This window comes from Companilactobacillus jidongensis (genome assembly GCF_003946575.1).
Classification (GTDB): Bacteria; Bacillota; Bacilli; order Lactobacillales; family Lactobacillaceae; genus Companilactobacillus; species Companilactobacillus jidongensis.
This window is the reverse complement of record NZ_RHOP01000001.1, coordinates 147,294-170,487: the sequence shown is the minus strand read 5'-3', so window position 1 is coordinate 170,487 and position 23,194 is coordinate 147,294. Positions and strand designations below refer to the sequence as shown.

At 37.1% G+C, this 23,194-nt stretch carries 25 protein-coding genes; 20 read left to right on the top strand and 5 right to left on the bottom strand.

All coding sequences use genetic code 11. The annotated features are described in order from the left end of the window. Positions 1-55: 55 nt before the first annotated feature. Together EKM68_RS00775 and EKM68_RS00770 are read right to left on the bottom strand one after the other, a co-directional pair. Positions 56-1,051, bottom strand: a complete 996-nt coding sequence (locus EKM68_RS00775) for a sensor histidine kinase (protein ID WP_125587767.1) — start codon at positions 1,049-1,051, stop codon at positions 56-58. 11 nt (positions 1,052-1,062) lie between these two features. Continuing rightward, entirely contained in the window at positions 1,063-1,737 is a 675-nt protein-coding gene (locus tag EKM68_RS00770; RefSeq protein ID WP_125587766.1) for a response regulator transcription factor, read from the bottom strand. A 72-nt stretch (positions 1,738-1,809) separates the two neighbouring features. Here EKM68_RS00770 and EKM68_RS00765 point away from each other — a divergent pair, with 72 nt between their 5' ends. Next, the gene (locus EKM68_RS00765) at positions 1,810-2,586 is read left to right on the top strand and encodes an ABC transporter ATP-binding protein (RefSeq protein ID WP_125587765.1); all 777 of its coding nucleotides are present in this window, start codon (positions 1,810-1,812) and stop codon (positions 2,584-2,586) included. A 31-nt stretch (positions 2,587-2,617) separates the two neighbouring features. Next, on the top strand, positions 2,618-4,576 hold the full coding sequence (locus EKM68_RS00760) for an ABC transporter permease family protein (RefSeq protein WP_164509315.1): 1,959 nt from the start codon (positions 2,618-2,620) through the stop codon (positions 4,574-4,576). On the opposite strand, the gene EKM68_RS00755 is transcribed toward EKM68_RS00760, so the two are convergent. Next, positions 4,566-5,009 (bottom strand): hypothetical protein, encoded by a 444-nt coding sequence (locus EKM68_RS00755; RefSeq protein WP_125587763.1) that lies wholly within the window; start codon positions 5,007-5,009, stop codon positions 4,566-4,568. The genes EKM68_RS00760 and EKM68_RS00755 overlap by 11 nt on opposite strands. 43 nt (positions 5,010-5,052) lie before the next feature. Here EKM68_RS00755 and EKM68_RS00750 point away from each other — a divergent pair, with 43 nt between their 5' ends. The 4 genes from EKM68_RS00750 to EKM68_RS00735 all read left to right on the top strand — a co-directional run bounded on the left by EKM68_RS00750 (position 5,053) and on the right by EKM68_RS00735 (position 10,085). Next, on the top strand, positions 5,053-5,775 hold the full coding sequence (locus tag EKM68_RS00750) for an MBL fold metallo-hydrolase (RefSeq protein ID WP_125587762.1): 723 nt from the start codon (positions 5,053-5,055) through the stop codon (positions 5,773-5,775). Positions 5,776-6,034: 259 nt separating this feature from the next. Next, positions 6,035-6,433, top strand: a complete 399-nt coding sequence (spxA, locus tag EKM68_RS00745) for a transcriptional regulator SpxA (RefSeq protein WP_025023189.1) — start codon at positions 6,035-6,037, stop codon at positions 6,431-6,433. A gap of 262 nt (positions 6,434-6,695) precedes the next feature. After that, positions 6,696-9,317: a BspA family leucine-rich repeat surface protein gene (locus EKM68_RS00740; RefSeq protein WP_125587761.1), complete on the top strand. Its 2,622-nt coding sequence runs from the start codon at positions 6,696-6,698 to the stop codon at positions 9,315-9,317. An 84-nt stretch (positions 9,318-9,401) separates the two neighbouring features. Then, positions 9,402-10,085: an adaptor protein MecA gene (locus EKM68_RS00735; protein ID WP_125587854.1), complete on the top strand. Its 684-nt coding sequence runs from the start codon at positions 9,402-9,404 to the stop codon at positions 10,083-10,085. Positions 10,086-10,108: 23 nt separating this feature from the next. On the opposite strand, the gene EKM68_RS00730 is transcribed toward EKM68_RS00735, so the two are convergent. Then, positions 10,109-10,312: a hypothetical protein gene (locus EKM68_RS00730; RefSeq protein WP_125587760.1), complete on the bottom strand. Its 204-nt coding sequence runs from the start codon at positions 10,310-10,312 to the stop codon at positions 10,109-10,111. A 521-nt stretch (positions 10,313-10,833) separates the two neighbouring features. Between EKM68_RS00730 and EKM68_RS00725 the strand changes: the two genes are divergently transcribed. The 11 genes from EKM68_RS00725 to EKM68_RS00675 all read left to right on the top strand — a co-directional run bounded on the left by EKM68_RS00725 (position 10,834) and on the right by EKM68_RS00675 (position 20,015). After that, positions 10,834-11,679: a MetQ/NlpA family ABC transporter substrate-binding protein gene (locus EKM68_RS00725; RefSeq protein ID WP_404810779.1), complete on the top strand. Its 846-nt coding sequence runs from the start codon at positions 10,834-10,836 to the stop codon at positions 11,677-11,679. 28 nt (positions 11,680-11,707) lie between these two features. Next, positions 11,708-12,181 carry an S-ribosylhomocysteine lyase gene (locus EKM68_RS00720; protein WP_125587758.1) on the top strand — a complete coding sequence of 158 codons (474 nt, stop codon included), beginning with the start codon at positions 11,708-11,710 and terminating at the stop codon, positions 12,179-12,181. Positions 12,182-12,245: 64 nt separating this feature from the next. Beyond that, the gene (locus tag EKM68_RS00715) at positions 12,246-13,022 is read left to right on the top strand and encodes an SDR family NAD(P)-dependent oxidoreductase (RefSeq protein WP_125587757.1); all 777 of its coding nucleotides are present in this window, start codon (positions 12,246-12,248) and stop codon (positions 13,020-13,022) included. A 159-nt stretch (positions 13,023-13,181) separates the two neighbouring features. Beyond that, positions 13,182-13,403: a type II toxin-antitoxin system PemI/MazE family antitoxin gene (gene mazE / locus EKM68_RS00710; RefSeq protein ID WP_125587756.1), complete on the top strand. Its 222-nt coding sequence runs from the start codon at positions 13,182-13,184 to the stop codon at positions 13,401-13,403. Between the two features lie 2 nt (positions 13,404-13,405). Further along, entirely contained in the window at positions 13,406-13,780 is a 375-nt protein-coding gene (locus EKM68_RS00705) for a type II toxin-antitoxin system PemK/MazF family toxin (RefSeq protein WP_125587755.1), read from the top strand. 182 nt (positions 13,781-13,962) lie between these two features. Further along, positions 13,963-15,771 carry a coiled-coil domain-containing protein gene (locus EKM68_RS00700; RefSeq protein ID WP_125587754.1) on the top strand — a complete coding sequence of 603 codons (1,809 nt, stop codon included), beginning with the start codon at positions 13,963-13,965 and terminating at the stop codon, positions 15,769-15,771. After that, the gene (locus EKM68_RS00695; protein ID WP_125587753.1) at positions 15,771-16,568 is read left to right on the top strand and encodes an NEAT domain-containing protein; all 798 of its coding nucleotides are present in this window, start codon (positions 15,771-15,773) and stop codon (positions 16,566-16,568) included. The genes EKM68_RS00700 and EKM68_RS00695 overlap by 1 nt, the downstream gene beginning before the upstream one ends. Continuing rightward, positions 16,546-17,430, top strand: a complete 885-nt coding sequence (locus tag EKM68_RS00690) for an ABC transporter substrate-binding protein (RefSeq protein WP_125587752.1) — start codon at positions 16,546-16,548, stop codon at positions 17,428-17,430. The genes EKM68_RS00695 and EKM68_RS00690 overlap by 23 nt, the downstream gene beginning before the upstream one ends. Beyond that, on the top strand, positions 17,417-18,379 hold the full coding sequence (locus EKM68_RS00685; protein WP_164509314.1) for an iron ABC transporter permease: 963 nt from the start codon (positions 17,417-17,419) through the stop codon (positions 18,377-18,379). The genes EKM68_RS00690 and EKM68_RS00685 overlap by 14 nt, the downstream gene beginning before the upstream one ends. After that, the gene (locus EKM68_RS00680) at positions 18,360-19,079 is read left to right on the top strand and encodes an ATP-binding cassette domain-containing protein (protein ID WP_125587750.1); all 720 of its coding nucleotides are present in this window, start codon (positions 18,360-18,362) and stop codon (positions 19,077-19,079) included. The genes EKM68_RS00685 and EKM68_RS00680 overlap by 20 nt, the downstream gene beginning before the upstream one ends. A 69-nt stretch (positions 19,080-19,148) precedes the next feature. Beyond that, a complete protein-coding gene (locus EKM68_RS00675) occupies positions 19,149-20,015 on the top strand; it encodes a competence protein CoiA (RefSeq protein WP_125587749.1) in 867 nt (288 codons plus the stop codon). Between the two features lie 2 nt (positions 20,016-20,017). Here EKM68_RS00675 and EKM68_RS00670 read toward each other — a convergent pair whose 3' ends face one another. Then, a complete protein-coding gene (locus EKM68_RS00670; protein ID WP_125587748.1) occupies positions 20,018-20,668 on the bottom strand; it encodes a DsbA family protein in 651 nt (216 codons plus the stop codon). Between the two features lie 158 nt (positions 20,669-20,826). On the opposite strand from EKM68_RS00670, the gene EKM68_RS00665 reads away from it, so the two are divergent. From EKM68_RS00665 to EKM68_RS00655, 3 genes are read left to right on the top strand one after another with little or no spacing between them, the layout of a single operon-like run. Beyond that, entirely contained in the window at positions 20,827-21,483 is a 657-nt protein-coding gene (locus tag EKM68_RS00665) for a GTP pyrophosphokinase (RefSeq protein ID WP_125587747.1), read from the top strand. Positions 21,484-21,485: 2 nt separating this feature from the next. After that, on the top strand, positions 21,486-22,298 hold the full coding sequence (locus EKM68_RS00660) for an NAD kinase (protein ID WP_125587746.1): 813 nt from the start codon (positions 21,486-21,488) through the stop codon (positions 22,296-22,298). Next, on the top strand, positions 22,285-23,193 hold the full coding sequence (locus tag EKM68_RS00655) for an RluA family pseudouridine synthase (protein ID WP_125587745.1): 909 nt from the start codon (positions 22,285-22,287) through the stop codon (positions 23,191-23,193). Before EKM68_RS00660 ends, EKM68_RS00655 begins: the two co-directional genes overlap by 14 nt. Position 23,194: the final 1 nt, after the last annotated feature.

Genomic DNA, 23,194 nt, shown 5'->3' with positions numbered 1-23,194 from the left:
AAAAACAAAAAAGAAGTATGATAATCAACAACTAAGTTGATCGTCATGCTTCTTTTTATTGCTGATAATAAGGCAGATCCAAAAAGGTAATAATAATCTCAGTACCAACGCCAACTTCAGACTTAACCTCAATCCGATGTCCAAGCTTATCAACCATTTTTTTAACTAGATACAATCCAATTCCGGTCGACTTACTGCCAGACTTGCGACCATTGCCGCCGGTAAATCCTTTGTTGAAGATACGGCTAATATCCTTATCTTCAATTCCAATACCATTGTCTTTAATGTGCAACTCAACGTTATTATGATTGTTAGTCGTGAAGATTTCGATTTTGCCACCTTGATCGGTGTACTTCAAGCTATTAGTAATAATTTGATTAAGAATAAAGTTCAGCCACTTCTCATCGGTCAGAACTTTGTCATCAGTCACGTCCAAGCTGATTCCGATACGCTTGGAAATAAACATGCGCTTATTAGATCTGATCGATGACTTAACGATATTGTTCAAGTCTTGTTCTTGGATCAAGTAATCATTAGAAAAGTTATTTAGTCTGGCAAAGTACAATGCTTGGTCAACTAAATAATCTATTTGGTCGATTTCCTCATCAATCAATTCTTTATCCAATTCACTTTCCTGTGACAATTTCAATGCTGCCAAGGGTACTTTGATGTCATGGACCCAAGACTCGGTATATTCTTTTTGGTCGTTTTGGTTTTGATATAATTCGGTTAATTCATTGCGGTATTCCAGCGCGATATTATTGATCTTATCTTGAATGAATCGTTGTTCATTATTAGAAGCACCGTGTAATTCCTTGGATAGGTCCTCTTGATAATCGTTTAATGTTTCATACCAACTTTTTTTGCGAATAAAGGCAAATATCAAGCCTAAGCAGGCGAACAAAACGGCAATTATCCATGAATAAATCAACGTACCGGTCTGAAATTTCACGTGCGGATCTAAGAACAGTATTGCTTCGATAAAAGTCACACTTAATAAAATTGATAGTAGTGACAAAAAATGATCACGCAAATATTTAAAAAAAGTCATATTAGCCTCGCTTAAGGGACGATGTATCCTTGTCCCACCTTAGTTACGATATAATTCTTCAAGCCGAATTTTTCGATCTTACCACGCAGACGATTAATATTAACGGTCAGCGTATTGTCATCAACGAAGCGCTCGTCATCCCACATGAAGTTCAATAATTGTTCACGGGTAACAATCTTACCTTGATCACGAAGTAGTCTCTGTAATAATTTGTATTCATTCTTCGACAGGTCGATCTTGTCAGAACCGATTTCAACTGTTCCGCTCGATAGGTTCAGTTTCAAACCATTGTGTTCGATGATATCGCTCGTATTCTTGGTGAAGTCATAAGTCCGGCGCAATAGAGCATTGATTTTGGCAACCAAGATATCGACAGAGAAAGGTTTCTCCACGAAGTCATCAGCTCCCATGTTCATTGCCATGATTTGGTCCATATTTGAATTTCTGGATGAAATGATTATTATCGGTGTTTTGGAAATCTTACGAATCTCTTGATTCCAATAGTAGCCGTCGTATACTGGCAAATTAATGTCGAGCAATACTAAGTCCGGCTTGTAGTCATTGAATTCTTCCATTACGTTATTGAAGTCTTCAATAACGTGTGTGTCGATCTGCCACTTCTCAAGATTCTCACTGATCAGCTTAGCAATCGATTGATCGTCTTCAACAATCATAATTTTGGCCATTGTGAAACCCCCTCGTGCTAAAATGAAGACACTATCTACTATAATAACAATATTATCTTAATTATTGGAGAAATTAACGTGCAAATTATCGTAAAAAACATTGCCAAGGATTATGGCAAACGTCTGAATGCTGTCCATGCCATTAAGGACATTAGCCTTGAAGTCAACAAAGGTGAATTCCTCGGCATCATGGGACCTAGTGGAGCGGGGAAGTCGACCTTGCTCAATATGATCTCGACTAATGAGCGCCCAGACCACGGTCAAATCATCATTGACAACATCGACATGACACAATTACATGATCGTGAACTTGCCAAGTATCGTCGCAATAAGATGGGCTTCATCTATCAGAGCTTTGAACTGCTCGATTCATTGAACGTCAAAGAAAACATTATTTTACCACTCGCACTCAATCATGCGAATAAAAAATTCATTGAGGCACGAGTTAAGCATCTTAATTACTTATTGAATATCGAAGAACTTAGCAATCGTAACGTCGAGGATTTGTCTCTAGGACAACGCCAGCTTGTGTCAGCCGCCAGAGCCTTGATCAATAATCCTGAAATTCTCTTCGCTGACGAGCCGACCGGTAGTTTGGATTCTAAGTCAGCCACAGTCTTGCTTAATTACATGCAGGTCATCAACCGACGTGAGAATGCCACGATCCTGATGGCGACACACGATGCCTTCACGGCAAGTTATTGTAGTCGGGTAATCTTCATCAAGGACGGCACGATCTTCTCAGAGATAGTCAATTCTGGTAAACGTGAGGACTTCTTCGAACAGATCATCAACATGCAACGGACGATTGGGGGCGGAAACTATTTCAATGTATCTCAAGATAATTAAAAAAAGCCTCACAAATATGCGAGACAGTTACTTGATTTATATTTTGTCATGCAGTTTCGCCATCGGTCTGTTCAGCATCTTGCTCTCACTGATCAATAACAAGATCATGAAGCATGACGTCAGTATGTGGCGAACTTCACTGATGCCGATAGTCTTCTCACTCAGTGTGGTCTTCGCCGTCTCAACCTTCGTCTATATGGCTTATGTGGGTGGATTCTTCATCAAGCAACAGGAACATGAATTCTTAACTTTTCAAAAACTCGGGATGTCTAAATTCACGATTATCGTGCTCGGTTTCTTTCAGACGTTGATTATTCAGGTCATCGCCTGGGTCGTAGGAATAATCGAGGCGCTGATATTTCAGAAGTTCTTTGGAATGTTACTGTTGTACCTGATGCATATTCGATCCAATTTCACGGCATATCTCAGACCGACTAGTTTAACGACGTTGTTGCAGATTGCCGGCTACGCCATCTTAGTTTTTAGTATCATGAATGCCTTTAGAACGTATCGTATTGTTAGAACCAAAAAGGTAAAAGCTCGTAAGATTAACTTCTGGATGCGAATACCTGCCGGTACGTTAGGAATCGTACTTTTTGTCAGCGCACTAGCCGTAGTTATCAGTATGTTTGCGAGCTTTGAGAATCTTGGTTACGACGGTTATGGTGACAAAATCGTTTTACAGGTGATTTATATTTTCTTTGCCTTTTTCTTTGGAACTTATCTAATTTACTTTGGCTTCCTACCAGTTCTATTAACTATTTTACAAAAAACCAAACGGATATCGTATTCAGGTTTGAATATGTTTAGTTTCAAATATCTGAAGAACCGGATGAAACGCAATACGTCCGTGCTCTGGTTCGTGACGGAACTATCAACTTTGGCCTTGATGCTTTTGACAGTTTGTTACTTCGGATATCAATTGATGTATGATAATTATCACGCTGAATATCCATTTGCTCTGACCGCCAACAGTGATACTGCTAATGATGTGAGAGATATTATCAATGACAGTAAAACACAGGTCAAGAAAGAGTATCATTCGAACATCAAGATCACACTGGTTTCCACTCTCGATACATCAGGGCATATCCTAGTTCAACGACCAGCATCATTCATGTCGTATTCGGAATATATGAGACTACCCGGCAAGATTCGACAGAATAATCCGGAGATCAATCCTAAGCAATTCATGCGGATCGGTTTTGGCAATGACGAAACGTTTGGATTCTCTGATCGAAAGGTCGAATGGAACGTTAAAAATGCCAAGAAGATCACAACTAGAAAGAATGGCTCGTCCTTTCCATATGGTGGAGGGATGTATGCTGGCTCATTGATGATCGTGCCGGATAAGTATTATCATAAGCTGCCCACCAAAACGACTGACACGTTCTATGGCTGGTATTTCAAGCATGGTGATCGATTATCCAAAAAGCAGGTAAAAGATCTTGATAGGCTACGACATGCGTATATGATCAGTGTTAATGCCAAGTCTAGTCTGAATGAGTCAAACTTCACCATTAAGAAGTATAGTTCGATGAACCGATCCCAAAATGATTATATTCAATCAGGCTTCGTCAGACAGGAGAGCGCCAAACAGCACTTGAATCAAATCGTTGGGTTCTTCATCTTCATGATTGCAATTTTCAGCATAGCGCTCTTAATTGCGCTTGGTAGTGTCTTGACGCTACGGATATTATTGCGAGATGATCATGAGTGGCGGCAATTGAAGACACTCAAAAAGATCGGTGTCAGCAATCACGAAATCCGCGGTATTGTGCGCAGTGAGAATGCCTTGACCTTCATAATCCCGCTAGTCTTTGCACTTATGCAATCGTACGCTCTGATCATACTAGCCGATAATGGGTGGAACTCACTGAGATATGAATTCATGTGGATCTTTGCCAGCTATGTGGTTCTGTATGGAATTATTGGCATTATCACATATTTGATCTCTTGGCGTAGCGTTAAGCGTAGAATTAACCAATGACCTGGTATTCTTTGGTGAAGAAACCGAAGGGTACCTTTGAGTCAGAACGAATACCATCATCAATCTTATCTTGGATATAATTACGACCATCTTCCATGTGAGTTTGATTGTCAAAAGTACTGATTATTAGATATTCTTGCAAATTATCGCGTAGTTGGTAAATTGCTGAATTGAAGCTGATTTGGTCGGAATCGATGAATTTACTTTGAAATAATGCCGATTGGTCTACATTAAATTTGAGATATGTCAACAAATACACCTCGTCATTAGAATCGATGAATCCCGTCAGCTTGCGGTATTGCCCATTTCTGGTTAATTCTTTTATTAAAAGATGGTCTGTTTTATCATCGAATAAGGGTTTTAATAAAGTATCAGCAGAATTCTGCTGACTCTTTAAAAAAGAATATGTGCCTAACTTTAATGTTATGTTCATGATTTGAAATCCTTTCAATTAAAAAAATTTTTGGAGGCTTTCTATGTTACTTACAGTATTAGGTTATTATGGAGGATATCCTTATAAGGGTATCGGTACCTCGGGTTACTTGTTGCGCGACGATGACTTCAATCTCTTGATCGATTGCGGTAGTGGAGTTCTTAATGAATTATCGAACTTCATCTTCCCAACAGATCTGAACGCTGTTGTCCTATCGCACTATCACCACGATCATACCGCTGATGTTGGAGTTTTGCAGTATAATTGGCTCGCAGCGAAGAAACCTGAACCACTTCCAATTTACGGTCATACTCAAGATTTTGTCAACTTTGCTCAATTAACGAGTGAGGGTGCAAGTCAAGGTATCGCATATAGCGATTATGAGCCATCCGAGATTGGACCGTTCAAATTCGAGTTCATGCGCACGATCCATCCAGTTCCAGCTTACGCAATGAGGATCACCAAGGGCGACAAGACAATTGTTTATACCGCCGATACAACTTACTTCGACGGTTTGGTAGACTTTGCTAGGGGCGCTGATCTATTGATCACAGATACTAATTTCCCAGAAGATGTCACAGGCAGAAAGTGGCACATGAATACCAAGGAATCAGGTACCCTAGCTAAGGACGCTGGCGTTAAGAGATTGATGATCAGCCATTTGCCACAAACAGTTGATTCACAGGTTATGTTAGAACAATCACAAAAATATGCTGGAGATATTCCGGTGATGAGTGCGTTCGCTGAACTCGAAATCAATGTTTAGTAAAAATGTTGATGTTATAAGTTTTTGATATATATCCATAAAATATAACTAATGCTATAAATAATTTTATAGTTATATAAATTGTGAACCCGCTACACAAATAGTGATATTAAAGGTGCTATATTTCACAATATACGATTTGTAGAACAGATATTCGTAGTTTTTATACGAAAAAGTATAGATTTTATTTTCGTATTAAGGTAAAATATTTATGTGTTCAAATAGTATTGAATAATACACAAGAAAAGGAGAGATTATAATGGTAACTATTTATACATCTCCAAGTTGCACTTCATGCCGTAAAGCAAAGGCTTGGCTCGAAGAACATGACATTCCTTACAAAGAAAGAAATATTTATTCAGAACCTTTAAACAAACAAGAAATTCAACAAGTATTACAAATGACTGAAAACGGAACTGAAGAAATTATTTCTACTCGTTCCAAAGCATTCCAAAACCTTGATGTTGATCTTGACGATTTAACAATTGACCAATTGTTGACACTAGTTCAAGAGAACCCTGGTTTGCTAAAACGTCCTATTATCATGGATGACAAACGTCTCCAAGTAGGTTTCAATGAGGACGAGATCAGAAGATTCTTGCCAAGAAGTGTTAGAACTATGGAGTTACAAAAAGCTCAACTTATGGCTGGTCTATAAGATCAGCTTGATAGTTGATTTGTATCCACTATACATCGTGTATGGTGGATATTTTTTTTGCACCATTTTCTTAAGTAAAAATGACATTAAAATGACAGATAATACACAAAATTGGCTTATTTGCGTATTATCTCAATTGTATATTTACTATGTGTCGATAATTGTAAACGTTTCTTATAAAAAATGACCAAAAACGTCATGATAATATTGATATAATTTCATATGTTAGAAACATAACAAGGTATACAAGGCGGATATAATTATGATTGGATCAAAAATAAAGTTATCTGAGCGAAATAAGCAATATGTTCTGGGGCTCATCATTGCACTCAGTGGCGTATTGCTGATACTGGGTGGACCACAGATAGTTAAGGCAGACAGTACCGGGGTAGAGACCTCTGATCTGCAAGGGATGTTGAATGAAAATAATGCTGTCATTCAGAATGCACCAAGCACTCAAAGTGCAGCAGTAAATACAATTGCTCCACTAGCAGCCACTACAACTGCGAGTGGTACTTTTGGTACCTGTGATTGGGATATTGATGATACTGGCTTGCTTACTATTCATGCTGGGGTTTTGGGAGCGGGGAATACTGCCAATAGTAACAATAATTATCCAAAGGCAGATTGGTTGCCATATGCATCTAAAATAACTGCAGTTTATGCAGACCCTGGAGTTGTAGCTAACTCAATTTCTAATGCACTTTTTGCTATGTTACCTAATGTGACCAGTATAGATGTTAGTAATATTGACATGAGCAATGTTACTTCTGCGATGTACATGTTCTATTACGATGAGAAATTAACAACCATTACTGGAACTGATAAGTGGGATGTTAGCAAGGTTACCTCTATGCAAGACATGTTTGCTGTGGCAAGACTAATTTCAAATATAGATGTATCAACTTGGGATGTTTCGAATGTGACTGATATGTCAGAAATGTTTTATGTTACAAATACTTCAAATCTGGTTGGATTACAAAATTGGGATACTTCAAAGGTCACTAATATGTATAGAATGTTTTTGGGCAGTGCTAAATCTGATATGAGTGATGTCTCAAATTGGAATGTCTCTAATGTTACTAATATGTCATATATGTTTGCACAAATGTATAAATTAAAGACAATCGATATTTCGAATTGGGATAGGTCAAAAGTCACTGATATATCGGGGATGTTTTATTTAGATTCAAGTCTAGTAGAAATAAATGGTCTGGGAAACTGGGATACGACTAACGTGACAAATATGAGTCAGACATTTGGAGGAACCCGTTTTACAAGTATGCCTGAGGTTGAAAAATGGAATACCGAGAATGTTACAAATTTAAATGGAACGTTTTCGTCGTGTACAAAGTTACAGCATCTTGATTTGTCTGGTTGGAATACAGGTAAAGTAACAACGATGGCCAGTCTATTAAATAGTGACTCTCTTTTAAATGAAGATACTTTTAAAGGTTTAGATACTATGGATACGAGTAATGTAACTGATATGAGTTCAATGTTTTCAGGTACTGGTTTTAAAATATTGAATCTGAGTAATTTTAAGACTAGTAAAGTTAGGTCGTTAACAAGTACGTTTGCTAATACAAACAACTTAGAAGAAGTTATAGATCGTAATTTCGATACATCTTCATTAACGTTAATGAATGCAATATTTAATAATTCTAATATAACTGACTTTACCGGTTTGAATATAGCGGACTGGGATACTAGGAAGGTTACATCCTTTGCACAAGCTTTTAAAAATAATAAAGCTGTCAATCTGAATTTTGTAGAAAATTGGAATGTTAGTTCAGGTACTGATTTTAGTGAAATGTTTTCAAGTTGTACAAATTTAATTACCGTGCCTACATCCAGTTGGAATATGCCTCAGGCATCTAATCTTAATAGTATGTTCAATTTTGATTCAAAGTTAAAAAATTTGAACACCTCTAATTGGGCACCACAGAAACTAACAAACCTACAAAATACTTTTCAAGGGACTGCGTTACTGAAGTATATTGATGTCTCCAATTGGAATACTTCTGCTGTAACAACAATGGATAGCACATTTTATAATTGTTCTTCATTAGAAAACTTAGATGTATCGAATTGGAATACAGATAAAGTAACTGATATGGAATCTCTATTTGCTAATGATTATTTACTGTCTAATCTGAACCTCTCCAATTGGAATACAACCAAGGCCGATACAACCAAAATGTTTAATGGTATGTCTAACCTATGGGCGATAACTCTAGGTGAAAATTCAGTAATTACTGAGGGATCGGGGCTTCCAACACATAACCCAGGTAATTCTATCTATGATTCTTCAATTCCAACACAATACAAATCAATAAGTGACCGCTGGCAGGAGGTGGCACCAGAAAAGGGTGGAACACCACATGAACCTGCTGGTGAACTTTATACTCAAGAGGATCTCTTGAACTTGTATGGAACTACAGGCAGTGCGGCACAAACTTACGTCTGGCAACAACAACCATATATGGATGTTTCAATGGATGTACCAGATTTGTCATATGGGACAGCATCTCCTAATCAGGGAATTACACCACGTGAACAATCTAACTGGGCTATTACTTTGAACAACAATGTTTATCCTGTAACTACACTCAACACAACTATTTCAGTTAATATGGAAACCCCACTGGTTAATAATGCTGGTGATACGTTAGACGATTCGTTTATTTTCCGTGATGGTTCAGGTAAAGATTCGGTTATCGATACTGCGCCAACAACTATCTATGATGGCAAGCTAGCCAATGGAACGAAGAGTCTAACCTGGGATAGTAAGCATGGTTTTTTGATGGACCTACATAGTTTCCAAACGCCAATGGGTAAGTACAGCACAACACTTGATTGGACGATGGTTAATAGCGTATAATTTTGTCTAAACATACAGAGGTTTCTTTACTTTACAAAGTTTATGAGACTGTTAAAATGTAGATACAGAATTGAGGTGACTATGATGGAAATGGATCGACTTAATGAGAACACAATCAGAGTCATTCTTAGTACGCAGGATTTGCAAGATCGTGGAGTAACAGTTCTTGATCTCTTGGGAAACAAGAAACAGATCGAATCATTTTTCTACAGTATTTTGGATGAAGTTGACAAGGACCACGTTTTCTCTAACAATGAACCGGTAACTTTTCAGATTATGCCAAACAAACAGGGTTTGGAGTTACTTATTAGCAAGAGTGACGATGTTGATGGCGCTGGTTCATTGCCATTAAATACGTTACAAGTTTCAAATGATGAAGATACTGATAATAATCAATTTGAATATGATAATGCTAAGTTGGGTAATGCCGAGTACGATGAGGATACTGCACCATACTTGAATGATCCCGATACACCTACGAAGGCAATTATTGTTGAATTTAAAGATTTTGAAGATTACGTTCAACTCGCTGATCTATTGCACTTGGAGAGTGGAGTTTCTAATTTATGGGAATACCAAGGTAAGTATTACTTGCAATTAGTCCTGTTTACTGAAGAAATGCACGATATGACTTACAATGACGTTATGGCAATGTTGAGTGAGTATAGTTTCAAGACTAAGGTGACAGCTGCTGTATTGTCAGAGTACGGCAAAGAAGTTATGAGCAACACAGCTTTGGAAATAACGAGACATTATTTTACTAACTAGAAGTCGCCTTTGGCGGCTTTTTTTTATTTATCTCGTTTTCGAGGAAGATAACCAAAGAAAAACCAGTTAATAATTGTATCAATTATTATCAAAAAAATAGCATACAAAATTCCTTCTAAAGAAAACTTTTGACCGGTTTTTAATTGAACTTGTTGATTAGCTAAAAGAAAAAACATCACATATGAAATAATTAAATAAATAGAATATTTTTTGAAGAATTTTAGCATTTTAGAATTCCTCCTAATATTGATATTTGTACGTTTAACCGTTTGATCACTGTAAGTATATCATGATTAATTTAAATATTTATTTGACAATATAATTTTAAAAGTGTAGATTAATCACCAATCAAATAATTAAAGATTATTTAATCTTATTAGACGTTGAAGAGAGGAGTAAGTCAGCTAGTAGTTTGAATAGTGACCGTCGGATAGTGAAAACACGGAACGAAAGTCGTACTGAAGATGAGCTTGGAGTCTTACCTAGGTGGAAGCCGAAGGTACGCAAGGATGCGATATCATCCCGGACATGTTTGTGTCGTTGAGGTATTTTGGGTAACTGGAATACGAATTAGGGTGGTACCACGGTAATCGTCCCTACATTGCAGAATCAGTCTGTGTATGTAGGGACGATTTTTTTGTTGTATAGGATTTTGAGGAGGCGGATATATGAGAGTTGTAATTTATAAACCACCCATGTGGTACTCAAACTAATGTGTGTTTAATTTGAGGGGGAAATGAAAGTGAAGATGAAGTGGCGTAAAATTTTTGGAGCGGTTCTACTAGGTTTATCAGTTTTTTTGTTGGCGGGGTGTGGTAACAATGCTTCCGCATCTGAAAGCAAGACGATCACAGTTGGTTCGCAGGGTTCAGATCTTGAAATTTGGCAGCATATTGCGAAGAGTTCACAAGCCAAGGCAGCCGGATTAGATATCAAGGTCAAAGAAATAACCGATGGGACACAGCTCAACCAAGCAACGACAGAAGGACAAGTTGATGTGAATGCCTTTCAATCATGGTCATATTACTTGGCCTACAATAAGCAAAATCCCAACGGCAAGTTAGCTGCTTTAGGAACAACGTATCTTGAACCATTAGGAATTTATTCTAATAAGTACAAGAAAATCAGCGACATTCCTGATGGCACAACGATTGCCATTGCCAATAATCCAGCTAACACATCCAGGGATTTGCTGCTACTACAAAAAGCAGGTCTGATCACGCTTGATAAAGGATTCGACGCCTTGAGCAATACCAAAGATATTAAGAGTAATCCCAAGAACTTGAAGTTCAAGGAGATCGATGATACGACAGGTCCTCGTGTTCTAAATGACGTTGACGTTGTATTGATTTCCAATACAGTTGCCCTAGATGGTGGTCTGCATGTTTTGACCGATTCTATCTACCACGAAAATGTTGATCAAAGCACTAAAGACAACGTTAATATTTTGGCAACCGCCGCAAAGAACAAGAATAACAAGCAATACAAAAAACTTGTTAAGTTGTATCACAATAAGACGATTCAAAAATATATCAATAAAAAATATTACGGAACTAAGATCGAAGTTAACAGACCATTGAGTTATTTAAAATAAAAAATGAATTTTAAGGAGAAATTATATTATGGCAAAAGTTGAAAGTTTTACATTGGACCACACAAAGGTTAAAGCACCATACGTTAGATTGATCACTGAGGAGCATGGAGCAAAGGGCGACGCTATTTCGAATTATGATTTGCGTCTAGTTCAACCAAATGAGAATGCCATTCCGACCGCTGGATTGCATACTATTGAACATCTACTAGCTGGTTTATTGCGTGACCGTCTTGATGGCGTCATCGACTGTTCACCATTCGGTTGCCGAACAGGATTTCACTTGATCACATGGGGTGAACATTCAACGACAGAAGTTGCGGAAGCCTTGAAGGGTGCACTTGATGACATTGCCAACAAGGTCGAATGGAAAGATGTCCAAGGCACTGACAAGTATAGTTGTGGTAATTACCGAGATCACTCATTGTTCTCAGCTAAGGAATGGTCGAAGAAGATTCTTGATGAAGGGATCAGTAATGATCCATACGAAAGACATGTAATTTAGTTATTTAAAATAGAGCGAAACGTGACGAGTAATTCATGTGTAGCTCGACTAAGGAGTCGTGTTCATGAGTTTATTTGAAGAATTAACGGACAAAGTGGTATTGGTCACGGGAGGACATCAGGGAATCGGGGAAGCAGTTGCGAAGACCTTTTTAAATGAAAATTCAGTCGTCGTTTGTGCTGATTTGGCTTTTGATAACAACGATATCGCCAAGAAATCGGAACGATTGTATAAGATTCATCTTGATGTCAGTGATGAAGATAGTGTTAAAAATATTACAGCTCAACTTATCGCCAATAATTTGATACCGAATGTGCTGGTCAATGTGGCTGGGATTTCGACTATGAATTATTTGATTGAGAGTAAGACGAGTGACTTCGATAAGACGATTGCCGTGAATACACGAGGAACATATTTGATCACCAAGTATATCGTCAGTGAAATGGTCAAGGCTAAGCGACCGGGAAAGGTTGTCTTGATAGCATCGCAAGCTGGTAAAAATGGTTATCGAGCAATGTCTGCCTATGTTGCATCCAAGCACGCTGTGTTGGGATTAACGAAGACCTTGGCAATCGAAGTGGCTCATAACCAAATCAACGTCAATGCGGTTTGTCCCGGAATCGTTGAAACTTCAATGAAGCACCGTGAACGAAAAGACGGTGCTGAGATTCGTGGATTAACACCAGATGCAATTGAAAAAGAAGATAACAGCCAAGTTCCCTTAGGAAGAACAGGACAGCCACAAGACGTTGCCAATGTTGTCTTGTTCCTGTCGAGTCATTTGTCAGATTATATGACTGGGCAGGGGATTAATGTTACTGGTGGGATGACTATGAATTAGAGAGTGAAGAAAGCCGTTTTAGAACCGGATAAAAATAAAACATATAATAGAAGAAACATGAAAAGGAAGTTACCAAATGGTAGCTTCCCTTTTTGCATATTAATAGGTGAAATCATTTTTTAGTGTTACCATGTGATTACAAAGAAATAAGGTGAAAATATGAAAACTAGAAAGCAGGGAAATGCAGTGATTTTAAGTATTCCAGCACAATTCAATATTCCTGAAGGTGTTGAATATATGGCTATGAAAGAATCAGATGGCAGTCTAATTTTTACACCTAAGGGCGATAATATATTTAAAAGTAATGATAAAAAATACGATGATCTTCGACAAGATAAGAACTATGTTGAAGGTAAAAGCGTTGGACGAGAGGAAATCTAACATTGCCCTATAAATTTAATGATTACATTCCAGAACAAGGTGATTTGATTTATATTAATTTTGATCCTTCAGTAGGTCGTGAAATACATAAAAGAAGACCTGCTATAGTTATAAGTTCAACAACATTTAATTATAAAACGGGATACGTAGCAGTATGTCCCATTACAAGTACTATTAGAAATAATCCGATATATGTGAATCTTCATTCTCATAAACTCAAAGGACAAATAATATCAGTACAATTTAAAACTTTGGATTTTACTTCTAATGAACGAAATATTCAATTTGTTGAAAAATGTAATCCATTAGATTTTATGAAAACAGCAAAAATTGTAAATGATGGACTCGGGTTTGACAGAATTATAAATAATTTATAGGCAAAGGACTTCAAAATTTATATTTTTGAAGTCCTTTATTTATGTATATAATTTAAGAATATTTATTATTCCCAAATATAGACGTTATGTATTGACGTAATGAAAACGCTGTTATACTCTTAAATTACATTTATCGATATTAGAAATTCGATAAACTTCAATTTGATAGGGGAGATTAAATTATGAAGTATAAGGGAATAACACTATTTAGTGCGGCGTTGATTCTGATGGGGAGTGTTGGTACTGCTACAGGTTATATTGCTGACCGTCCTACTGAGGTTAGTGCTGCTAGTACTGATACATTGATTAGCAAACTTTTGGGTGATAGTAAAACTACGTTGAGTAAATTATTATCGGTTAATACTAAATCTGCTACTAAAGTGGACGAACAAAGTACAACTGCAAAAATTAAAATGTATAAAGCAACTACTGATTCAACCGGTAAATCAGTTCCGACATCAGAACTATCTGCTGCAAATAAGTATTTTTCCGTTGATCCTACAGTTGATAATGCAGATGAACATTCTACTATTACACAAAATTCAGATGGAACATACAATGTTGCATTAAAGATTACAATTCCATCTGGATTAAATAAGGATGCAGTTACCATCAATTCCATAAATGGAAAAACCATTTCTGCAAATGATGTCACAGAGAGTGGTAATGATACCGATGGATATACAATGGATTTTAGTTTTAATGTCAGTAGTTTAAATGAACTGAAGAATCCTATACCTATTAATATGTCTATGAAGATTATTTTATTTCCTGGAATGGATCCGATTAAGGTAACAGCAGATGCTTTCATGGAAACCGATACAGCTGATATAACAAAAGCCGAGGAACTATTCAAAAAGGCAGATCCAACACCAACTCCAGACTCAACTGTAACCGATAAAATAACTGCTGCAGACGCCGATTTAACAGACTTATCCACAGCCAAAGATACTTTAGATACAGCAAGTACAGCCTTAGATACACAGCTTACCGCATTAAAAGCTAAATTGGCTGAATTAAAAAATGCCGCTGGTACGTCTGATGCTACTAAAACGATAATTGATAATGTAACTTCAAAAATCTCATCACTACAAGCTACTAAAGCACAGATTGATAAATTAATTTCACAACTTAAGACTAAAATAGCTGCAATTAAGAGTGATCTAAGTGACTTGAAGGCTGCTAAAGATGCCGCTACTGAAGCCGAAATTAACAAGATTCAATCAGCAATTGATACTGCCAAAACTGCCAAAGATACTATTGACAGTAAAATAACGACTTTGAAATCTGGAATTTCAGCAATGAGTACAACTATTCAACAAGCTATTGCTGATGCAAATGCCAAGACGCCAGTTACGGTAGCTGATAATACTGGAACGACTACAGATGATACAATTGCGGACGAATATAAAGTACCATATGTTGTCAACAAGACAGGTACAAGTACAGCCTCAGCTTCATCACAGTATTTCACTAAGACAGCTTTTGTAACACCAAATGACGATGGTACGTTCAATGTGGAAGTTCAAATGGAATACCCACTTTCATATGGTGCAGATGCTGTAAAAATCGATGCTGTGAATGGCACAGATGTTGATCAAAATACAGTTACAACTACGTCAGATGACAGCACTTATTTAACGAGTTTCAAGTTCAATGTTGACAGTTTATCTGATTTGAACAGTGTTATTCCTGTAAAAATGACTATGAATATTGCTGGAGGATTATTCAGTGGAACTGAATCAGCTGACCTAGTATTTGATACAACTAATTTGCCGATCACTAATCCGTCCAACAATACTAATACACAAGTAGCAGGCACACCAACAAGTACTGCTGCTACAAGTGGAACAACGCTGGGTACATCATCAAGCACACTACCACAAACGGACGCCAAAAGTTTACCAGTATATATCATGTATGCAGGGTTCATTCTTCTGGCTGTCACATTGGCTGGTGCTGGCAAAGCTAGATTTACAGGTAAAAAATAATGAAGAAGATAGGGTATTTAATTTTTGCCAGTCTAATGTTCTCGATTGTGGCACTGTTTAATAGCCTTCAACTGACGGCTGATGCCGCAACTATCAACTTCAGTGCCTTAAAATCTGGAACGAGTGATACTAGTTATGCTGATGCCTACATGGTCAAACCTGCCCAACTCGATATCGTCAATAACAAGTACCAAGTTACCTATACGATCAAAACTCAGAAGGCGTTGGGTAAGTATCCAGTTCAAGTTAAGTCGATGAACGTTAATACCACCGGAATCAAGAATTATGAGGATGCCGGAAATTATTATTCAGCTATTACATTTGAATCTGATCAATTATCGAATATTACTGGTACGATGACGATCAATGTTGATTCGTACAATATTCATGCAACACATACTTTTACTTTGAAGTTTCTTGATACTCCTAGCTTGAGCAGTGGTAACTCTGCATCAACAGCTGCTTCTAGCGATAATAGTGGACAGAATGTGCAAGCAGCTGATTCTGGAAAAACTGATAACAATGCCAACGATGGTAACTCTGCCGAAAATTCGACTGATAATAGTTCAGCTGATAATGGTGAACGTGCTGTTACTATCGGTAAACCTCAGAAAATCAGTAATGGTAGTAAGAAAAAAGCTCCAGTTAAGAAGTCAGATAGTAAGACCAAAGCTATCGAGAAAAAAGACAAAAAAAATAAAGTTAACAATATCAATATTCCAAAAATTACAGCAGTCACGACCGTAGTGGCATTGGTAGCAGGCGGAGGATATTTTGCAACGAAGAAATTCTTCTAAAAAAATAATCTTCGTCTTTTTTCTTTGGTTGATCAGTTTGGTAGCAATATTTTTATTGCATACTTTGTCAGTCAATCAGGCTAAGCAGAGCGGTTCGGTTGTGATGACGACCGATGCATTGACTTGGATGGCGGATGAATTGCACATGGAATTGAAGGGGATGCCGAGTTCTGAGTACCCTCTACCTAAGGACTACAAGCATGTTGAACGAGTGGGAACACCGAATGCTCCTAATATGGAAAAAATCAAAAAACTGAATGCTGATTCGGTTTATTCGGTGACGACTCTGAAGGATATGCAAGGTGACAGTTATAAATCTAATGATATCAACGTTAAGTATGTTAATTTGCAGACAGTCGCTGACTTGAAGAAGTCTATGAATATGCTGGCAAAGAAATACCATAAGGAAACTTATGCACAGGCATTCGTTGATAAGTTGGATAAGCGGCAAAGTGCTATTGAGCAAGAGAATAAGAATCGTCCTCGTCAACGTGTCTTAGTATTATTCGGAATGCCTGGCGGCAGTTACTTACAAGCCACTAGTAATTCTTACATTGGTTCATTGGTTGAAATCACTAATAATAAGGTGATCGAACCGAAGAATTCACATGGTGAATATATTTCAGTCAATATGGAAGAGATTCAGAAATCCAAACCGGAGATTGTTATTTGCTTAGCACATGCGATGCCGGCGACGGTGGAAAAGTCATTTAAGCAAGAATTCTCTAATAAGATGTGGCAGTCATTACCAGCTTTTCAGAATAAGAAGGTTTATTACCTGAGAGAACCTACTTATTCATCCACTGCCAATATGAACGTTATTAAAGCGATGAATGGGATTGATAAAATTGTCAATAAGTAAGCAGAGTAAGTTTAATAAGTTTTTGTTCTTCAATATTATTGTCTTATTAATATTTGTCTTCTTGAATATTTTCTCAGGTGACAATAGTATGGTGAATCTGTTTGATATTCAAACAAGTGATTATCCAATTTTACAACTACGGATCAGTCGAACGATGGTGGCACTATTTACTGGTGGTTTGATCAGTATTGCTGGCTTGTTTTTGCAATTGATTTTTAGAAATAACTTAGTTGATCCGGGATTAGTTGGGCTGACTTCTAGTACAAGTTTCTTCAAGAATCTATTAGCAATATTTTTACCGGCATTCTTAGGTTCAAATATTATATACGGAGCTGTGGGTTCGTTTATCTTGGTCGCAATTTTGATTTGGTTGAAGTCTAAGGACATCGGGCCGACTCGTTTTGTTTTATTTGGTGTCTGTTTAACGGTGTTCTTCATAAGTTTGAATCAGGTGATGAGCTACATTACGCACACTGATAATTCGCTTTTTTCAGGCTTCAATCTGGTCAGTCCTAATGTGACTTATTTAATGGTGATACTTGGTGGCATCTTGTTGTCAGTACTAGTCTTGTTCGACAAGTACATCCCCTATTATTCATTCAATGACAACAAGATTACTGAATTAGGAATTGATATTAAAAAAATAAATATTTATATTCTCGTTATCATAAGTATTATTATTGCGACAGTTGTTGGTATTGTGGGGGAATTTCTCTTCATCGGAATTGTTATTCCTAATATTGTTAAGTCAATCAATGGTACGAAGACGAATAACTATTTCTTTGATACTGTCTTGTTGGGAGCTAATTTGATGTTGATCTCCGATTTCATTGGCCGTAATTTGTTCTTCCCAGTTGAAGTTCCCGCAGGATTGATCAGTAGTTTGATCTGTTCACCGATCTTATTTTATTTTGTATTGAGAGGCAGCCATGGAAGCAAAGAATATTAGTTATTCATATGATGATAAGTTAATAATAAATAATTTGTCAGTGACATTACCAGAGCAGGGTGTGACGTCGCTGATTGGACCCAACGGTAGTGGTAAGAGTACCTTATTGAAGATCATGACGGGGCAGATTCAAGATTATCAAGGGCAAGTTCTCTATCAAAATACCAATTTCTTAAACATGCCGATCAAACAGCGTTCACAACTTGTTTCGTATTTTAATCAGCGTGAGCGTGTCTACGGTTTGATCAGTGTTAGATCGATTCTTGATATGAGTAATCAACAGAATATTAACTATATGGAATTCGTTGATTACTTCGGGTTGTCAGATAAACTGGATGAGTCTTTTAACAATCTATCTGGCGGGCAACAACAGGTGTTATTGGTCTTATCGGTCTTGATTGAGAACACTAACTATGTTTTTTTAGATGAGCCATTTAACAATCTTGATCCGCTATATAAGGCTAAGTTGGTCAATCTAATTCGCTTTCGGAAGCAATATCAATCCTTCTTCATTGTTGACCACGATATTGATACCTTAGCAATGTTGTCAGACTGGGTTTTACTGTATAAGGATGGCATGATCGTTAATGGTGGCAATACGTCGATTCTTGACAACCAAAATCTGGAATATGTGTTCAATACTAATTTTCAGACTTACTTCGACGGAACTGGAAATAAGCGATTGGTTCAGTATTTCTAAGGGTTCTAACGTGTCTATTTGGCACGTTTTTTTTATTTTTCACGTAATTTAGTTTAAGAGGTGAAAAATATGTATGCGGCACTTAACCAGGATAAGCAACTGACTAATGCAGTCGAGAGTAATTTCGAAGATAAATATTTTTGTGTAAAATGCGAGCGACCAGTGATTTTGGTCAAGAATGACAACAATGCTTTTTTTAAGCATGAGACTGCCAATCACAATGATGAGAATGAACGTGATATTCATAAGAAGGGCAAAAAATTAATCATCGATGCTCTGAAGATTCTTGGTTATCAAGATATTGAGTCGGAGTATTATTTGAAGACAATCAAACAGCGACCGGATATTTTTATCAACCGCAAGACGATCATTGAGTATCAGTGTGCAAAAATTAATGCAGATAAGTTGTCTAATCGAGTGGAAAGTTACCATGCGTTGAAAATCCCAAATATTTGGATATTAGGCGGAGAATACTTGTCTAATAAAATTGACCGGGCACACTTGAAGTTCATCTCATATCGCAAATCGTGGGGGTTCTACTTGATTATGTTGGATTCAGAGCATGAACAAATAAATTTATTTTACGGTATTAAATTATTTGGACCATTTAATAAAATTAGATATAAACAAAAGGCTTTTTTAATTGAGGATATTCAGCAGTTATTAGAATTCAAAGCTGACTTGACTGAGAACTTGCTGTTAGAAATAGATCCATATCAATTGGAGAAGATTCGCAAACTCAAAGGTAAAAAATCCGATGCGCTGAAACTAAAATTTTATCAATCCAATAAACAGACAGTGGAGGATTTTTTGAAGCAAAAAAAATTCGGCTCACTCAAGCCGATTTATCAGAATCATCAATGGAAGTTAGTTTGTGGAGAGAAGCCAGAGTACTTGCGACAACCGTTTTTGTGTACAAAAAAAGAAGATAACTGATGTTATCTTCTGAATTGGTCAATACTTACAACAGTACTGTTATTAATATAAGCTGGTTTAACTTGAGGCATCGTAGATTCTAGCATCATTGTTAAGTTATGATTGATGACCTCTTCAGATATTTTGCTACCAAAGTCGTTGATCATCAGACCTGGTTTGTCAGGGTGCTCATTATCGAAGATGACGATTGTTGGAGCTTTTTCGATATGCATTTCTTTAGACAATTGTTTGTCTCGTTTAATTCCGAGTTCAACGCATTCACTATTTTTTTCAGCCATTATGGATTTGTAGTCCAAACCACTGTTGACGATAGCAGTTTTGATAGTTTCATCATTAAAAGGATTATCCTCAATGCTGATCTGTTCTTGTAGGTTCATTAAAAAGTTACGAGCTTTTTTATTTCCTTGACATGATGCGGCTTTGTACAAGCGAGCAGCTTCTTCTACTTCTTGAGTAGCGCGGGCGCGTTGTTTTAAGTCGCATAACTTATAACCTTGTAATTGAATGTAATCATTAATTGTTTCCATGTTAAAATTTGTAACAAAATGATATTGTGTTTCAATTTCATGTTTTCTTGTGAAGTCAATAATTGATTGTTCGACCTTTAGGCAATACGAACATACGGGATTTATATAAATAAATACTTCCCACATTTTGATTCCCTCCATCTCTTTAGCATAGTCATTCTAACAGCAATATTATAAAAGGTAAAACTTTTAACTCACGAGTCTAATTTTTTCGTAATTTTCTCATTATAGTGCAACTCACTCGGAATTACGATATATTAAATAAGGAAGTAAGTGGGGTTATCATGACAGAAATCAAATGGAATGAGTTTTTGATACCATATTCACAGGCAGTAGATGAATTAAAAATCAAGTTTAGAGATCTTCGTAAGGAATTTCTAGAAAAAAACGAACACTCACCAATTGAATTCGTGACTGGTCGTGTTAAGACAATTGAGAGCATCAAAGAAAAGATGCGTCGTCGTTATATTTCTGAAGATCTGCTGGAACAAGATATGCAAGACATCGCTGGGATTAGAATTCAATGTCAATTTGTTGAAGATATTTATGACGTTGCTAGACTATTACATATCAGGGAAGATATGCGTGTGATCGAGGAACGTGATTATATTGCCAACAGTAAGTCAAGTGGCTATCGTTCATACCATGTAGTTATAGAGTATCCTATTCAGACTGCGAATGGCCAGAAAAACATCTTGGCAGAAGTTCAGATCCGAACTTTGGCGATGAATTTTTGGTCGACGATCGAACATTCACTTAACTACAAGTACCAAGGTGATTTTCCAGACGAGATCAACGAACGGTTGAAACGTGCGGCTGAAGCCTCATTTATGCTGGATGAAGAAATGTCGAAGATTCGTGAAGAAATTCAAGATGCACAACAGTATTTCACTGATCGTAAGCGAGATGTAAATAATACAACGGAGCATAAGGATAAATAATAATGAAATTTTGGGTAAACAATAATAACAAGGAGCAGTCGATAGCTGCTGCTAATAAGATCAGACAAGCTTTGGTTGATAATGGGATGGAATTAGATCGACGTGATCCGTTGCTAGTCATCAGTGTAGGTGGTGATGGAACTCTTTTAAGTACCTTCCATGCTTATGCGGGACACTTGGATACTGTGAAATTCTTGGCGTTACATACGGGACACTTAGGGTTCTATTCTGACTGGACTGATAAGGAAATCGACGAATTAGTTGACTGCATTATCAAGTGTAACGAGAAGATTCCGTCAACTAGTTATCCACTGTTGGATGTCAGAGTTGAACGCGTTGAGGGTGAATCATTCCACGAGACAGCCATTAATGAGACAGTTATTCGTCGTTTGTCAGCTCTGACTATGAAGACTAAGGTCAATCTTGATGGAGAATTCTTTGAGAATTTCCGTGGAGATGGACTCTGTTTTTCGACCCCAACTGGTTCGACTGCCTATTCCAAAGCCATTGGTGGCGCCTTGATCCATCCAAAAATCAGTGTTTATCAGATGGTTGAAATGGCCTCAATCAACAACCGTGTTTATAGAACAATTTCATCACCAATTATTATTCCCCACAATCAACAGGTAGATCTTTATCCACATAAGGCTGATGATTATGTTATCACTTGTGACGGAATCTCAACTAAGTTGAAAAACGTCAGAAAAATCTCCGTTAAATTAAATTATCAACGTGCCCAATTTGCTCAATATCGTCACCGCCATTTCTGGACTAGAGTAGAGACTGCCTTCTTAGGTCAGGATGAGCAACAATAATCGTTATTTAAAATTCACGATCAAAGATACGGATAAGAAGATACTACGCAAGTTTTTAGAGCATCAGCACTTTTCTTCGAGTCAATTGCATAATTTGAAAAATAAAGGCGGTCAAATTTTCGTTAATCATAAACAACGCCATTTTGATTTTAAGATGAAAACAGATGATTCACTGTTAGTAGTTCTGAATGATGAACAACCATCAACCCTGATTGAACCAATGGCAGGTGAGGTCGACGTTATTTATGAAGACGAGTATTTATTAGTTGTGAATAAGCCACCTGGAATTGCTAGTTTACCCGCTAAGGCAAGGACTAGTAAGACGATGGCTAATGTTGTTAAATATTATTTAGAAGCAAAACATGAGAATAGCTCGATTCATTTGGTGACAAGATTGGATCGTGATACTTCAGGACTAATGGTATTTGCCAAAAATTCATATACCCATTCTTTATTAGACCAAATTTTGCATACAGATGGTTTCAAAAAGTATTATCTGGCGCTGATAGATGGACAAATGGAGCCTGCTTCAGGATTGATTGATCTACCGATCGGTATTGATCCGAAGGCATATTATTTGCGAGTAATTGACTGGCAAAAAGGCAAAGATTCGCAGACGATGTATAAAACGGTGGAACGTTTTAAAACAGCTAGCCTATTGAGGTTGAAGCTGCTGACGGGACGGACGCATCAAATTCGAGTTCACCTAAGTGCAACAGGACATCCGATTATTGGAGACGAAATGTATAGTCACCGAAAAGACAATCGGATAGATCGTCAAGCACTGCATTGTTATGAATTAGATATCATTCATCCTATAACGAAATGTTTACTAAAATTAAAAGCGCCAATTCCCCAAGATATGGTATTGTTAAGGGGTATGTTAAAGGGGTGAG

Coding starts and splice junctions, on each gene's coding strand:
- EKM68_RS00775 (WP_125587767.1), bottom strand. CDS start 1,051: ATGACTTTTTTTAAATATTTGCGTGATCATTTTTTGTCACTACTATCA.
- EKM68_RS00770 (WP_125587766.1), bottom strand. CDS start 1,737: ATGGCCAAAATTATGATTGTTGAAGACGATCAATCGATTGCTAAGCTG.
- EKM68_RS00755 (WP_125587763.1), bottom strand. CDS start 5,009: ATGAACATAACATTAAAGTTAGGCACATATTCTTTTTTAAAGAGTCAG.
- EKM68_RS00750 (WP_125587762.1), top strand. CDS start 5,053: ATGTTACTTACAGTATTAGGTTATTATGGAGGATATCCTTATAAGGGT.
- spxA (WP_025023189.1), top strand. CDS start 6,035: ATGGTAACTATTTATACATCTCCAAGTTGCACTTCATGCCGTAAAGCA.
- EKM68_RS00740 (WP_125587761.1), top strand. CDS start 6,696: ATGATTGGATCAAAAATAAAGTTATCTGAGCGAAATAAGCAATATGTT.
- EKM68_RS00735 (WP_125587854.1), top strand. CDS start 9,402: ATGGAAATGGATCGACTTAATGAGAACACAATCAGAGTCATTCTTAGT.
- EKM68_RS00730 (WP_125587760.1), bottom strand. CDS start 10,312: ATGCTAAAATTCTTCAAAAAATATTCTATTTATTTAATTATTTCATAT.
- EKM68_RS00725 (WP_404810779.1), top strand. CDS start 10,834: ATGAAGTGGCGTAAAATTTTTGGAGCGGTTCTACTAGGTTTATCAGTT.
- EKM68_RS00720 (WP_125587758.1), top strand. CDS start 11,708: ATGGCAAAAGTTGAAAGTTTTACATTGGACCACACAAAGGTTAAAGCA.
- EKM68_RS00715 (WP_125587757.1), top strand. CDS start 12,246: ATGAGTTTATTTGAAGAATTAACGGACAAAGTGGTATTGGTCACGGGA.
- mazE (WP_125587756.1), top strand. CDS start 13,182: ATGAAAACTAGAAAGCAGGGAAATGCAGTGATTTTAAGTATTCCAGCA.
- EKM68_RS00700 (WP_125587754.1), top strand. CDS start 13,963: ATGAAGTATAAGGGAATAACACTATTTAGTGCGGCGTTGATTCTGATG.
- EKM68_RS00695 (WP_125587753.1), top strand. CDS start 15,771: ATGAAGAAGATAGGGTATTTAATTTTTGCCAGTCTAATGTTCTCGATT.
- EKM68_RS00680 (WP_125587750.1), top strand. CDS start 18,360: ATGGAAGCAAAGAATATTAGTTATTCATATGATGATAAGTTAATAATA.
- EKM68_RS00675 (WP_125587749.1), top strand. CDS start 19,149: ATGTATGCGGCACTTAACCAGGATAAGCAACTGACTAATGCAGTCGAG.
- EKM68_RS00670 (WP_125587748.1), bottom strand. CDS start 20,668: ATGTGGGAAGTATTTATTTATATAAATCCCGTATGTTCGTATTGCCTA.
- EKM68_RS00665 (WP_125587747.1), top strand. CDS start 20,827: ATGACAGAAATCAAATGGAATGAGTTTTTGATACCATATTCACAGGCA.
- EKM68_RS00660 (WP_125587746.1), top strand. CDS start 21,486: ATGAAATTTTGGGTAAACAATAATAACAAGGAGCAGTCGATAGCTGCT.
- EKM68_RS00655 (WP_125587745.1), top strand. CDS start 22,285: ATGAGCAACAATAATCGTTATTTAAAATTCACGATCAAAGATACGGAT.